This is a genomic window from Salinispora sp. H7-4, from assembly GCF_013416675.1.
Taxonomy (GTDB): Bacteria; Actinomycetota; Actinomycetes; order Mycobacteriales; family Micromonosporaceae; genus Micromonospora; species Micromonospora vitiensis.
In genome coordinates, this window is the sequence record NZ_JABZED010000003.1 from 558,561 (window position 1) to 571,645 (window position 13,085).

Annotated in this window: 13 protein-coding genes and 3 tRNA genes; 3 read left to right on the forward strand and 13 right to left on the reverse strand. The window is 70.3% G+C overall.

From position 1 onward, the window contains the following. Positions 1 to 64: 64 nt before the first annotated feature. The 10 genes from rplK to H0524_RS04600 all read right to left on the reverse strand — a co-directional run bounded on the left by rplK (position 65) and on the right by H0524_RS04600 (position 6,309). On the reverse strand, positions 65 to 499 hold the full coding sequence (rplK, locus tag H0524_RS04555; RefSeq protein WP_180197491.1) for a 50S ribosomal protein L11: 435 nt from the start codon (positions 497 to 499) through the stop codon (positions 65 to 67). A 192-nt stretch (positions 500 to 691) separates the two neighbouring features. Beyond that, positions 692 to 1,441 carry a transcription termination/antitermination protein NusG gene (nusG, locus tag H0524_RS04560; protein ID WP_180197492.1) on the reverse strand — a complete coding sequence of 250 codons (750 nt, stop codon included), beginning with the start codon at positions 1,439 to 1,441 and terminating at the stop codon, positions 692 to 694. 38 nt (positions 1,442 to 1,479) lie between these two features. Then, positions 1,480 to 1,854 (reverse strand): preprotein translocase subunit SecE, encoded by a 375-nt coding sequence (secE, locus tag H0524_RS04565; RefSeq protein WP_180197493.1) that lies wholly within the window; start codon positions 1,852 to 1,854, stop codon positions 1,480 to 1,482. A 211-nt stretch (positions 1,855 to 2,065) separates the two neighbouring features. Then, positions 2,066 to 2,138: transfer RNA gene (locus H0524_RS04570), tRNA-Trp, on the reverse strand. A gap of 125 nt (positions 2,139 to 2,263) precedes the next feature. Then, entirely contained in the window at positions 2,264 to 2,656 is a 393-nt protein-coding gene (locus tag H0524_RS04575) for a MaoC family dehydratase (protein ID WP_180197494.1), read from the reverse strand. A 1-nt stretch (position 2,657) separates the two neighbouring features. Beyond that, positions 2,658 to 3,104, reverse strand: coding sequence for a MaoC family dehydratase N-terminal domain-containing protein (locus H0524_RS04580; RefSeq protein WP_018726256.1), 447 nt, complete (start codon positions 3,102 to 3,104; stop codon positions 2,658 to 2,660). A 112-nt stretch (positions 3,105 to 3,216) separates the two neighbouring features. Then, complete coding sequence (gene rpmG, locus H0524_RS04585; RefSeq protein ID WP_012015142.1) at positions 3,217 to 3,384, reverse strand: 50S ribosomal protein L33; 168 nt, start codon at positions 3,382 to 3,384, stop codon at positions 3,217 to 3,219. 133 nt (positions 3,385 to 3,517) lie between these two features. Then, positions 3,518 to 3,590: transfer RNA gene (locus tag H0524_RS04590), tRNA-Met, on the reverse strand. A 24-nt stretch (positions 3,591 to 3,614) separates the two neighbouring features. Further along, positions 3,615 to 3,687, reverse strand: a tRNA-Thr gene (locus tag H0524_RS04595). A 93-nt stretch (positions 3,688 to 3,780) separates the two neighbouring features. After that, on the reverse strand, positions 3,781 to 6,309 hold the full coding sequence (locus H0524_RS04600; protein ID WP_180197495.1) for a bifunctional diguanylate cyclase/phosphodiesterase: 2,529 nt from the start codon (positions 6,307 to 6,309) through the stop codon (positions 3,781 to 3,783). Positions 6,310 to 6,743: 434 nt separating this feature from the next. Between H0524_RS04600 and H0524_RS04605 the strand changes: the two genes are divergently transcribed. Further along, complete coding sequence (locus H0524_RS04605) at positions 6,744 to 7,208, forward strand: hypothetical protein (RefSeq protein WP_180197615.1); 465 nt, start codon at positions 6,744 to 6,746, stop codon at positions 7,206 to 7,208. Positions 7,209 to 7,262: 54 nt separating this feature from the next. On the opposite strand, the gene H0524_RS04610 is transcribed toward H0524_RS04605, so the two are convergent. After that, positions 7,263 to 8,516 (reverse strand): MFS transporter, encoded by a 1,254-nt coding sequence (locus H0524_RS04610; RefSeq protein WP_180197496.1) that lies wholly within the window; start codon positions 8,514 to 8,516, stop codon positions 7,263 to 7,265. A gap of 67 nt (positions 8,517 to 8,583) precedes the next feature. Between H0524_RS04610 and H0524_RS04615 the strand changes: the two genes are divergently transcribed. Then, positions 8,584 to 9,477 carry a 1,4-dihydroxy-6-naphthoate synthase gene (locus H0524_RS04615; RefSeq protein ID WP_180197497.1) on the forward strand — a complete coding sequence of 298 codons (894 nt, stop codon included), beginning with the start codon at positions 8,584 to 8,586 and terminating at the stop codon, positions 9,475 to 9,477. Here H0524_RS04615 and H0524_RS04620 read toward each other — a convergent pair. Continuing rightward, positions 9,438 to 9,824 (reverse strand): cold-shock protein, encoded by a 387-nt coding sequence (locus H0524_RS04620; protein WP_026322528.1) that lies wholly within the window; start codon positions 9,822 to 9,824, stop codon positions 9,438 to 9,440. The two genes, H0524_RS04615 and H0524_RS04620, sit on opposite strands and share 40 nt — an antisense overlap. A gap of 208 nt (positions 9,825 to 10,032) precedes the next feature. On the opposite strand from H0524_RS04620, the gene H0524_RS04625 reads away from it, so the two are divergent. After that, entirely contained in the window at positions 10,033 to 12,498 is a 2,466-nt protein-coding gene (locus H0524_RS04625; RefSeq protein ID WP_180197498.1) for a helicase-associated domain-containing protein, read from the forward strand. Between the two features lie 79 nt (positions 12,499 to 12,577). On the opposite strand, the gene H0524_RS04630 is transcribed toward H0524_RS04625, so the two are convergent. Then, positions 12,578 to 12,814: a hypothetical protein gene (locus tag H0524_RS04630; protein WP_180197499.1), complete on the reverse strand. Its 237-nt coding sequence runs from the start codon at positions 12,812 to 12,814 to the stop codon at positions 12,578 to 12,580. Between the last annotated feature and the right edge of the window lie 271 nt (positions 12,815 to 13,085).

The following is a 13,085-nucleotide window of genomic DNA, read 5'->3' on the forward strand; positions in this document are numbered from 1 at the left end:
GGTCTCTGGCGGGCCGCGGTGCTCGCGAGCCCTCCCACAAACGGGATCGGCGGGTCGGCTTGGATCAGTCGACGACGTTCAGGCCCATCGACCGGGCGGTGCCGGCGATGATCTTCTCGGCCTGGTCGAGGTCGTTGGCGTTGAGGTCAGCCATCTTCTTCTCGGCGATCTCCCGCAGCTGGGCGCGGCTGACCTGGCCGACCTTCTCCATGTGCGGGACACCCGAGCCCTTCGCCACACCAGCGGCCTTGATCAGCAGCCGGGCGGCGGGCGGGGTCTTCAGCACGAAGGTGAACGAGCGGTCCTCGTAGACGCTGATCTCGGCGGGGACGATGTCGCCCCGCTGGGACTCGGTCTGCGCGTTGTAGGACTTGCAGAACTCCATGATGTTCACACCGTGCTGACCCAGCGCGGGGCCAACCGGCGGCGCCGGGGTGGCCTGGCCCGCCGGCAGCTGAAGCGTGAACGTCTTGACGAGCTTCTTCTTCTTCGGAGGCATGTCACTTCCTGGGACGTGAAATGGAAATTCGCACCGCCCGTCGGTCATGCACGGTCAGCATGCCGCATAGACGGCGACGTTCTAGGGTAGCGCACGCCGGCTGCCGGCCTTCCGGGGTCCGGCTGCCAGCCGCCCGGGCCAGAAACGAGTACGTCGGCGGTGGGTAGCTACCCACCGCCGACGTACTGAAGATCAGATCTTGGCGACCTGGTTGAAGTTCAGCTCCACCGGGGTCTCTCGACCGAAGATCGACACCAACACCTTGAGCTTCTGCTGGTCGGCGTTGATCTCGCTGATCGTCGCCGGCAGGGAGGCGAAGGCACCGTCGGTGACGGTGACCGAGTCGCCGACCTCGAAGTCGAGGACCTTGACCTCGGGCTTCGCCTTCTTTTCCACAGCCTCGACCGCTGGCGCCAGCCACTTCAACACCTCGTCGAGGCTCAGCGGCGCCGGACGGTCGGCCCGGTCGGTGGCGCCCACGAAGCCGGTCACCCCGGGCGTGTTCCGCACGCAGGAGTACGACTCCGCGGTGAGCTCCATTCGCACCAGGATGTAGCCGGGGAAGACCTTGGCCTGGATCTGGGAACGCTTGCCGTTCTTGACCTCGACCTCGTCCCGGGTCGGCACCTCGACCTGGTAGATGTAGTCCTCCATGTCGAGGGAGGTGATCCGGGTCTCGAGGTTGGTCTTGACCTTGTTCTCGTAGCCGGCGTACGAGTGCACCACATACCAGTCGCCCGGCGCGTAGCGCAGCTTCTGCCGCAGCTCGGCGACCGGGTCGAACTCGTCCTCCTCGGCCGGCTCGCTGGCGCTGGCGGAGAGCTCCGGCTCGCTGGCGGAGAGCTCCGGCTCGCTGGCGGCCTCAACCGACATGTCACCAGCCGCCGTCGCGACCGTGGACTGCTCGTCCACAGGCTCGGCGGTCTCGTCGTACTCAGGCACGCTTGCTCACTTCCGTCACTATCAGCACAGTCAGCCGGTCAGCTGGGGTCACCGAAGACCCACAGCACACCCTCGGCGAAGGCGAGGTCCAGGCCAGCCACGATCGCCAGCATCACGGCGACGAACACGATCACCACGGAGGCGTAGGTCAACAGCTCCTTGCGAGTCGGCCAGATGACCTTACGCAGCTCAGCCACGACCTCGCGGACGAATCGCGCGACTCGACCGATCGGGCCTACCTTGTCACCCTGGGTACGACTCTTCGGCCGGTCACCCGACTCGGCCCGTGAGCTGCTCGCGCCCTCGCCCCGGGAGGCTGACTCATCGTCGGCGCCGGCATCACCGGCAGCGTCGAGCTCGCCGTCCAGACGCTCGTCGTCGGCATCCTCGCCACGCCGCTTGTTGTCGGCCACATCGCCCTCCGTCGCGGGATGTCGGTTCGCACGCCGTCACAGCATACGCGGAGTCTGGTCACGCCGGCCGGCCCGACCGTCCGCGACGGGCCGTAGCCAGCGGTCCGAACTTGGGGCCCCAGTGCCTCGGAGCCGCCCTGCCGATACCACCACCACGGGCCGGACGCCGCCAGCCGGCGACGCGACCCACGAAACGATCAGGCCTGAGGCGCAGGGGTGACAGGACTTGAACCTGCAGCCTGCGGTTTTGGAGACCGCTGCTCTGCCAATTGAGCTACACCCCTATGCGGCAGACGTCACCTCACCCCGCCAAAACGGCTGGGCAGGGTCACGTGCCCCACGGCGGATCAGTGTACGGGTAGTGGCACGACTTTCCCAACCGGTCCGCCCCTGGCACGTCAAAGATCGGTCAGCCGGATGCCCGAATGGTCGCCCTCGCCTGCGACAACACCTTCTCCCCGCCGCAGGTCGCGGTGATGTCGATCCTGGTCAAGCCCGCATCGGTGACCTCCCGAACCGCCGCCGTCACCTCGATCTCGGTGCCCTGATCATCGTCTGGGACAACGACCGGTCGGGTGAATCGGACCCCGTAGTCGACCACCGCGTCGGCAGCGCCGGCCCACTCGGCGACGGCCCGGCCCACCAAAGCCATCGTGAACATGCCGTGGGCGATCACGCCGGGCAGCCCGACGGAGGTCGCGATCCGGTCGCTCCAGTGGATCGGGTTGAAGTCTCCCGAGGCACCCGCGTAGCGAATCAGGTCCGCCCGGGTTACCCGGAATGTCTTGGTCGGCAGCTCCATCTCAGCCCTCCCCCCGTACGACAATCTTCGACCAGACGGTGACCACCGACTCGCCATCAGGCGTGGTGACCTCGGTGCGGGTGGTCAGGAACCCGTGCCCGCCGCGGGTGCGGACGTCCTCGATGGTGTTGACGCAGACCAACTCGTCCCCCGCCACAACCGGGCGGGTGTAGGCGAAGCGCTGATCGCCGTGGACCACCCGGCTGTAGTCGACACCGAGGTCCGGATCCTCCACGATCTGACGGGTGGCGGCCATGGTGACCACGACCGGAAAGGTCGGCGGGGCGACCACGTCCGGATGGCCGAGTGCACGAGCGGCAGTCGGGTCGTGGTGGGCCGGTTCGGTGGCGCCGATCGCGGTCGCAAACTCACGAATCTTCTCTCGGCCCACCTGGTAGGGGGCGGTCGGCGGGTAGGTCCGGCCGACGAAGGAGGGGTCCAGGGACATGCCGCGAACCTACACGCAGAACACGGCCGCCGACCCACCCGACCGGCGGCGACAAAGCCACTCGGGTCGACGGATCGGCGACCGTGGATAAATCAGCGGTGGACCGCCAGGATCAGCGGGTCTCGCGGTGGATCGTGTGCCGGCCCTCACGCGGGCAGAACTTCTTCAGCTCGATACGGTCCGGGTCGTTACGCCGGTTCTTGCGCGTGATGTAGTTGCGCTCCTTGCACTCCACACACGCCAAAGTGATCTTCGGCCGGACATCGGTCGCCTTCGCCACGGCGGAGTGCCTTCCTCGTAAATGGGTGACAACTACGGGCGCATCAGCCTACGCGCAGAGCACGTGGACATGCAAAGCGGGCGCCGAAGGCGCCCGTCCCATCATCCGCCGGGTGAGGCCCGATGGACGAAAGTAGCGGTGGCCGGACTTGAACCGGCGACACAGCGATTATGAGCCGCTTGCTCTGCCACCTGAGCTACACCGCCGGGTGGGTCCAGCCGGACCCTCTGAGCCCCCTTACGGAATCGAACCGTAGACCTTCTCCTTACCATGGAGACGCTCTGCCGACTGAGCTAAGGGGGCCTGCGCAGCCACTCGGTGGCCGTGCAGAGGTTAGCCTACACGGCGGGATCGCGGAGCTGAAATCGGATCCCCTCGGTGGCCCGTGGGCCCAGCTCACGGCACGACCCGCAGGCGCGGCGACTCCCCCGCGGCCGCTGGCCCCGACTCCAGCTGGGCGCCGAACCACGCCTCCAGCCGCTCAAAGGGCAACGGCCGGCTGAACAGGAACCCCTGCCCGTACTCACACCCGATGTCCTGGAGAAGCTCCAGGGTCAACTCGCTCTCCACCCCCTCGGCCACCACGGTGAGGCCGAACTGCTGGGAGAGCGTGACCACCGCGTTGACGATCGCCAGGTCCCCGGGGTCGGTCGCCATCCCCTGCACGAATCGGTGATCGACCTTCACCTCGTGCACGGGGAGCCGGCGCAGGTGGGCGAGCGACGAGTTACCCGTACCGAAGTCATCCACCGACAGGCGGACGCCCAGATCACGCAGGCGCCGCAGGGTCGGGATGGGGCGGTCGGTGCCGTCCAGCACCCCGGACTCCCGGATCTCCAACGTGAGCCGCTCCGGCGGCACCCCGTACTCCTCGAGCAGTTCCCGCACCCGCTCCGGGAAGTGCTGGTCGGTCAGCGTACGCGGGGAGAGGTTGACCGCGACGGAGAGCGGGTGGCCCCCGGGCGCCCAGTCACGGCTACGCCGTAGCCCCTCCCGGAGCACGAACTCGGTGAGCCGCCCCAGTTGACCGGTGTACTCCGCAACCGCCACGAAGTCCTCCGGCGAGACTGCCCCGTGGGCCCGGTCCTCCCAGCGGGCAAGGCACTCGACGCCCACCAACCGCCGGTCAGGCAGGGTGACCTTGGGCTGGAAATACACCTCCAGCTCACCATTGGCCAGGGCCCGCCGCAGGTCGCCGGCGAGACCGAGCCGCCGCAGCGACCGGGACTCCAACGCCGGGTGAAACAGCTGGACGCTCCCGGGCGAGGACTTGGCCGCCCGTACGGCCAGGTCGACCCGTTGCAGCAGCGCGGCAGACCCACTGCCATGTTCCGGGTGCATGGCGACACCCACCGCCGTATCCACGTCGAGGGTCAGCCCGTCAAAGGTCACCACAGCCCGGACCTGTTCCCGCATCCGCGCCGCCAGGTCCAGGGCCGCGGTCGCCCCCGCCAGCCGGAGAGTCACCAGAAACGCGTCACCGCCGACCCGTCCCACCAGTGCCGAGGACGGCGCGCAGGACCGAAGCCGCGTGGCGACCTGGACCAACACCGTGTCCCCGGCGGCGCGCCCGAGAGACTCGTTGACCTCCCGGAGTCGATCAACCGCGAAGAGCAGCAGCGCCACCACCTCACCCGGCGCCCGGATCTTCACCGCCTCGTCCAGCGCCTCGGTGACCCGCCGCCGGTTGGGCAGCTTGGTGAGCGTGTCGTGGTAGGCGTCGTGCCGCAGCCGGTCAACCAGCCGGGAATTCTCGAGCGCGACCGCGGCATGAGCGGCGACGGTCTCGAAGACAGGAATGTCCTCCGGGGTGAAGTGCCCCACATCACTCAGTCGGTTGACGGCTTCCAACGTGCCGATCACTGCCTTGCCCGACCGTAGCGGGACGGCGATCACGTCCTTCACCCCGTGGCCGGCCAGGTCCCCCCAAGCATCAGCGGGGTCCGGGAGGGCTCGCCCGACGGCGAGGGTCACGCCGGACTCGCGGACCTTGACGCGCAGGTCGGCAGGGGTCGGCGCAACATCGAGCAGGCCCCGGTCGTCCACCCGAGCGCTGAGCAGCACCTCGGGATAGCGCCCCTGCGCGGGGAGCCACAGAGTCGCGTACTCGGCCTGCATCAGGGCCCGGATCCGATCCAACAACAGGTCAGCGACAGCGCCCTCCCGACCGCCCTCAGTCATCGCCCGAGTCAACTCGTACATGCTGCTCAACGTGCGATGCTGCCGGAGAAACTGCGCGTACGAGCGGTAGATCACCACCATCGCGACGGTCAGCACGGCGATCAGCAGCGCTGACCACCGGGTCGACTCCAGCGCCAGCAGCAGGATCAGGCCGATCACCACGTTGATGGAGTTGACCACCAGCGGCACCGGGGATCTGCGGAACAACTCCCAGCCGGTCTGCCAACCGTGGAGCAGGCTCACGACACCACTGATCGCGAGCAGGGAGACCACCGAGTTCACGGTGACCGCGGCGAACAGGACCGCCCATGTCCGGGGGCCGATTCCGTTGACGCCGGAGAGCCCGACCAGGACGACACCACCGAGCGAGGCCGCCGCACCCGTGCAGGCCACATTGAACCAGACCTTCACTGCGGCATGTCGGCGCCAGAGCTGCCCGACCAGGGATGACAGCACAGTGAGCGCCACGACCGTCAAGGGCGGCAGGTAATAGAAAGCCAGCACGAGTGGGATCTCGGTGACTATCACCTCGAGCGCTTCACGGCGCACGACAATCTGCAGAACCCCGGCTCCAGCTGCGACTATCGCAACGAGTAGGGCCGCGGTAATGGCAAGGTTCCCCGGGGGCGGCTCGGCCGCGAGTGCCAGGAAGACGCTACAAGCCACCGCGACCATCGCCAGCGGGGCGGTGATCAGCCAGACCTGCTCGGCGGGCCTACGCACCGAAGGTGGACTTTCTGGCATACCGCCCCCTGGCCGGTGGCGCGGAACCTATCGGACTAACGCGATGCCTGACTCCACAGCTGGCGCGCCCCAATTGAAGTCGGCGAGTTGGACATTCGAGACCAGCGCTAGTAGGCCACCCGCGAACGCAGCCACAACCGCGAACGCGAGGACGGCACCACGCAGGCGATGCGTCGATTTAGACATTGGGGAACTCCTGTCGAGGACCGGAGGTGGTTGCCGGTGCCACGATGGTGCCATACGTGAATCGCCCGGCAAAGCCGCCGGGACCATTACCGCAGCCAAACGGGAGGCCCGGCTGAACGGGCTCATCCGGACAGCACTGACGAAACCGGTCTTCACCATCACCGGCCGTTAGCAAGGCACAGCGAAGGGGTGCAGCACATTGATCGGCGGCGGGCGCCCTCGGGTGTGCGGTCCGGCGGTTCCGGGGTATATCAGCCGCCATGCCAGATCAGAGGCGGTCAGTGGACGCGGAACACTCTCGGCCGGCAGGGGCCGATGACGTCACCATCGACGCACTGGGCGGGTTGAGTGAGGCGTTGGAGACAGTCCACCGGGCACGCGGTCACCTGTATTCGGCACACCAGCTCATCGGGGGAGCAGATCTCACCCTCGACCGAGTGGTACGGCTGCTCCGCGAGGCCGGGCACGACGACATGGCCAACCGGGTCGAGCACGAGCTGCTGGGCCGCAACGTGCTACCCGGGCGATGGACGTTCCAGGTCGTGGAAGAGTTCGACGACGGCTACTACGCCACGTTCCAGGAGATCGAACGGGACGCACGGGAGCGCCTGGGCGGCGGGCGGCGGCACATCTACGAGGCGGAGATGAAGCAGCGGCGCCGTACCGACGGGTTGCGGGGGCACGAGGCCACGCCGGAGGCGGAAGCTCCGTAACCCTGACCGGGGCAGCGCACCGGTAGCGCGGCTCGGGCAATGCCCCTCAAACGTTCACCGGTTGACCGGGACTGTCGTGAGCCCGACCCGGGTGGTACGCAGCGGCGCGGACAGGAGCGCCAGCAGCCCGACGCCGCTGGTGGCCACCGCGCAGGCCACGACCGCCACCACCGCACCACGGTGTTCGACGACAGTGCCGAGCACGTTGAGCATGACCAACGAAGCCAGACTCTGCACCAGGGTCAGCAGGGCCTGAATCCGGGACAGGTGCGTCTCCGGGGTCGTCCCCAGGATCAGGGGCCCGATATGCGCGGCGAAGAGACCACTCCCGAGTCCCAGGACCACCGCCGCGCCGATGGCGACAGCCGCGGTGGGTGAGAGCGCCAGTCCAAGGACACCAGTGCTCGCTGTCAACAGGCCCCAGGCGGAGAGGAGACCGGGCCGGCCGAGCGGGCCTCGGCGTGCGACAGCCAGGGTGACGACCAGCATGCCGATGCTCTGCGCCCCAAGAATGAGACCGACAGCCGCGGCTCCCCAGCCTTCCGCCCGCGCGAGCAGCGGGACCAGCAACGACAGCACCGGAAGCAGGAACGCCGCCGCGGCCCCGGTCATCGTCAGGCCGGGACGCAGAAGCGGATCACGAAAGCCAACGCGGAGACTGTCGAAGGCATCGCGGACAACCCCGCTGCCCGCCGGCGGTGGCGGGCCGCCGTACCGCGGCCGGATGACGATCAGCAACATCAGCACCGCGGCGAAGGTCACCGCGTTGACCAGGGCCGCCCCCGCCAGCCCGGCCAACCCGACGAGAACCCCGCCGAGCGGACCGCCGCCCACGGCCACCAACTGACCGCCGGCCTGACGTAGCGCCAGGGCCCGCGGCAACTGGTCCGGGTGGACCAGCCGTCGCGGCATCGAACCGGACGCCGGCAGATAGAAGGCGTCGGCGACCCCCACGGCGACCCCGGCGGTGAGCAACAACCAGGGCGGCGCGCCAAGATGGTAGGCCGCTGCCGCCAGGGCGACCGAGAAGACGAGCATCGCCGCATCGCCGATGATGAGCACCCGGCGTGCGCTCACCCGATCCCCGACCGCCCCACCGATCAAAAGCAGCAGCACCCGCGGCAGCGTGACGGCGGTGAGCACCAGACCGGTGATGGCACCGCCATGCGCACTCGCCTGCCAGCCGAGGGCGAAGTAGAACAGCGAGTTGCCCAGCAGCGAGGCGAGGATCCCGACGAGCCAGAGCAGGTACGAGGTGGGCAGTTGGTACCTCCGACGGCCGCGACGCAGATCTGGACCACCGGACAATGCCGGATCTTGGCCGCTGCCACAAGGCCGGCGAGGAACGGCCGTACCGCGGGGCTACCGTAGGCGCGTGACGCTCTCGCTGGCGATCTCGCCCTGCCCCAACGACACGTTCGTCTTCCACGCACTGGTGCACGGGCAGGTCCCCGGCGCCCCCGCGGTCACGGTGACCTACGCCGACGTGGACGTGACCAACACGGCCGCCGAGCGGGGCGCGTTCGACCTGGTGAAGGTGAGCTACGCGGCGCTGCCGTGGCTGCTCGAGGACTACCACCTCCTACCCTGCGGTGGGGCACTCGGCCGGGGATGCGGGCCCCTGGTACTGACCCGACCCGACCCGGCGCTCGCCCCTGCTGCGGCACCCGAGGGCTCGAGCAGCCGGGTGGCCGGGCTCCCGGACCGGGCCGACCTCTCCGGGGCCACAGTTGCCGTACCCGGCGACCGGACCACGGCCTACCTGCTCTTCCGGCTCTGGTCAGCCGGACGGCCACCCGCCCGGATCGAGGTGGTGCCGTTCCACGAGATCATGCCGGGGGTCGCCGCCGGCCGGTACGACGCCGGCCTGGTGATCCACGAAGCCCGGTTCACCTACCCCCGGCACGGGCTGACCGCCCTGGTCGACCTGGGCGAGTGGTGGGAGGCCGACACCGGCCTCCCGATCCCGCTCGGCGCGATACTCGCCCGCCGCGGCAGCGTGGACCCCGAGGCCGCCACCGGATGGATCCGGGAGTCGGTCAACCGCGCCTGGGCGGACCCGGCGGCCAGCCGCGACTACGTGCTGAGGCACGCGCAGGAGATGGAGCCCGACGTGGTCCAGCGGCACATCGACCTCTATGTGAACGAGTTCACCGCCGACCTGGGCGCAGCCGGGTACGCCGCCGTCAACGCGCTGCTGGGCCGGGCCGCCGACGCCGGCCTGGTGTCTCAGACCTCCAACTCGCGGGCGACCGCGTGGACCAGCTGAGCGATCTTCTGCGCGGTCTTCCGGTCCGGGAACCGGCCACGGCGTAGGTTCGGCTGCACCTTCGCCTCCAGAACTTTGATCATGTCTTCGACGAGGCCGTGCAGCTCCTCCGCCGGGCGACGACGCAGCTCCGCCACCGACGGTGGGGCCTCCAACAGCTTGACCCCCATCGCCTGGGTGCCACGACGACTGTCGACCACACTGAAATCGACCCGCTGCCCACCCTTCAGGTCGGTGACACCCGCCGGAAGCGCCGCCTTGGGCAGGAACACGTCGCCGCCCTCGTCACTGGTGACGAACCCGTATCCCTTGGTCGCGTCGTACCACTTCACTCGACCCGTCGGCACTTGAAAACCTCTGCTTCACTCACGACGTCTACTGCTCTAAGGCTAGCCGGACCGCGGCGTCGGGCGCCGCTGGGAATCCAGTGAGATCATCGCGCACCGGCGCCACCCCCGCCGCGGCTGCCACGGGTACGGCGGCCACCGATGCGGTGGGGGCGACTGGCCGACCGAGGGGCGGAGCGGACACCCGTCGGGCTAGCGTGGAAAGACGATGACCAACTCACTCGCCGACCACCTGCGTGCGCTGCCCGACCAGGAGCTCGCGGCCCTGCTCCAGCAGCGGCCGGACCTGGTCGTACCGGTCCCCAGCGACCTCGCCGCGCTCGCCCTCCGAGCCCAGTCCCGGGTATCGGTGGCCCGCGTGCTGGACAGCCTGGACCGGTTCACGCTTCAGGTCCTCGACGCCGCCCGGCTCACCCGCGACGCAGCGGCCGACACGACCAGCCTCGACGTGATCCTCGCCATGTCCGGGGCCAACGCGCGCCCGCCCGACCCGGCCGCCGTCCGCGAAGCGGTGCGACTGCTCCGATCCCGCCTGCTGCTGTACGGACCCGACGAACGGCTACACGTGATCGGCGGCATCGACGAAATCTCCCCGTACCCCGCGGGGCTGGGCCGGCCGGCAGCGGAGCTGGACTCGCGGGCGGCGGCCCTCTGCGCGGACCCGGCGAAGCTGCGGCGCACCCTACTCTCGGCACCGCCGTCGGCGCGGGCCATCCTGGATCGGCTGGCCGCCGGTCCGCCGGTCGGCAGCGTGCCACCGGGGGCGTTGCAGGCCCCGCCCCTGGGCGCCGAGGATGCCCTGCCGCCGGACCCCACGAACGGCGGCGCACCCACCGGCTCACCGGTGCGCTGGCTGGTTGACCACCGGCTCCTGGTTTCGGTCACCACCGGTGGGGGCGGCCGCCCCGGGACTGTCGAGCTGCCCCGGGAGGTGGGGCTCCTGCTCCGCCGGGACACCGGCCCGCTCGGCCCCATGCCCACCGACCCGCCACAGGTCGCGGCCCCACCTCGGGAACCGAAAGCGGTCGACTCGGCCGGAGCCGGCCAGACCATGGAGGTGGTCCGCCAGGCCGAGGCGCTGCTGGAACAGCTCGCCGCGGAGCCGGCCTCGGTGCTTCGCTCCGGCGGCCTGGGCGTCCGCGACCTCCGCCGGCTGGCCCGCGCCCTCGGCCTGGACGAACCGACCGCCGCACTGCTGCTGGAGGCGGCGCACGCCGCCGGACTGATCGGGGAGCTGGAGGCGCCCGGGGTCGCCGCGCCCCGGACCGCCGCCGAGCAGCAGGTGTTGCCGAGCGCCGGGTACGAGGCCTGGCGCGCCGGTTCGCTGGCGCAACGGTGGGAACAGCTGGCCCGGGCCTGGCTGACGATGACCCGACAACCCGGGCTGGTCGGCCAACGCGACGACCGGGACCGCCCGATCACGGTGCTCTCCCCCGAGGCGGAACGCGCCGGGGCGCCGATCGCCCGGCAGGCGGCGCTCGGTGTCCTCGCCGACCTGGAGCCGGCGACCGCACCCACCCCGGACGAGGTGTTGGAGCTGTTGGACTGGCGAGCGCCCCGGCGCAGCCGGGGACGGGAGGCGGCACACCGGGAGGTGCTGACCGAGGCGGCCACGCTGGGCGTCACCGGGCTGGGGGCGCTCACCTCGTACGGGCGGCTACTGCTCGCCGACACCACCGCCAGCGAGCAGCGGGGCGCGGGCGACCCGCTGGGCCTGCACGCCGACGGCGAGGCGTCAACGGCGGTACGGGCGCTGGACGGGCTGCTACCCGCCCCGGTTGACCACTTCCTGGTGCAGGCCGATCTGACCGTCGTCGTACCCGGACCGGCTGACCCGACCCTCGCCGCCGAGCTGGACGTGGTGGCCGAGCACGAGTCGGCCGGTGGGGCCAGCGTGCACCGGGTGACCCCGGCAAGCGTCCGCCGGGCGCTGGACGCCGGCTACTCGGCAGCCGACCTACACGGGTTGTTCGCCCGGCGCTCGCGGACCCCGGTGCCGCAGGGGCTCACCTACCTGGTCGACGACGTCGCCCGCCGGCATGGCGGGCTGCGGGTCGGCGCCACCGGGGCGTACCTGCGCAGTGACGATGAGGCGCTGCTCGGCGAGGTGCTCGCCGACCGCCGGTTGGAGGTGCTGGCGCTCCGCCGGCTCGCGCCGACCGTGCTCGTCACGCCGGGCCCGGTCACCCGGATGCTCGCCACACTGCGCGAGGTGGGCTATGCGCCGGTGCCCGAGGACGCCACCGGTGCGGCGGTACTCACCCGGCCCAGGACCCGCCGGGCACCGGCACGCCCGCCGGGCACCGCCGCCCGGATCGTGGACCCGGTCACCGCCCCGAGGCTCCCGATGCCCCGGCTCCTCGGCATGGTCGAGCAGATCCGGCGGGGCGACGCCGCCACCCGGGCTGCACAGCGGGCACCGGCGTCGCTCCGCGGCCAGGAGGGCGCCGGAGCCGCGCACCGGCACACCGACGCGCTGGCCGTACTCCAGCAGGCGGTTCGGGACAAGGCGCTGGTCTGGGTGGGGTACGTCGACGCGCACGGGGCAACCGCCTCCCGACTGGTCCGGCCGGTGTCGATCGGGGCCGGTTACCTACGGGCGGAAGACGAGCGGACCGAAATGCTGCACACCTTCGCCCTACACCGGGTGGCAGCAGCGGTGCTGGCGGACTGAACACCGCGCCGGGCCAACGCCGATCGCGCGGGAGGAGACCAACGGGCCAACGCCGATCGCGCGGGAGGAGACCAACGCGTCAGCGCCGATCGCGGCGGAACGTACCGACCACCGCGACCACCAACAGCAGACCAAACGCCGTACCGGCGGTCTCGCCGACCGAGTCCACGAGACCCTGCCGCTGCACCAGCAGACCAAACAGGAACCAACCGAACAGGAGCACCCCGCCGGCCACGTAGGCGACCATCGTGCCGGCGGAGACAGGCGGATCGGGTCTCCGCCGTGTCTCGGTCATCACGTCCTGGTCGACGGTCATTCCGCCCTCCCCGCCATCGACGAACTCCGAGGATCCAGGGTGACACTCACCGTGGCTGTGGGCCAGCACCACCACCGGCCGGTCCGGCCCGGGCGTTGCGCCCGCCCCCGTTGGCGACTCCGCCGCCCGACCGACGCGGGCCCTCCGACCCCGCCGCCCTCGGCCGCGGATCGAACGCGTACGCACCGGCGCCGACCAGCGTGACAACCGTGCGGGCAGGATCCGGAAGGTAGCCCGGAACCAGGAACATGAGACCCACCCGCATTGGTTG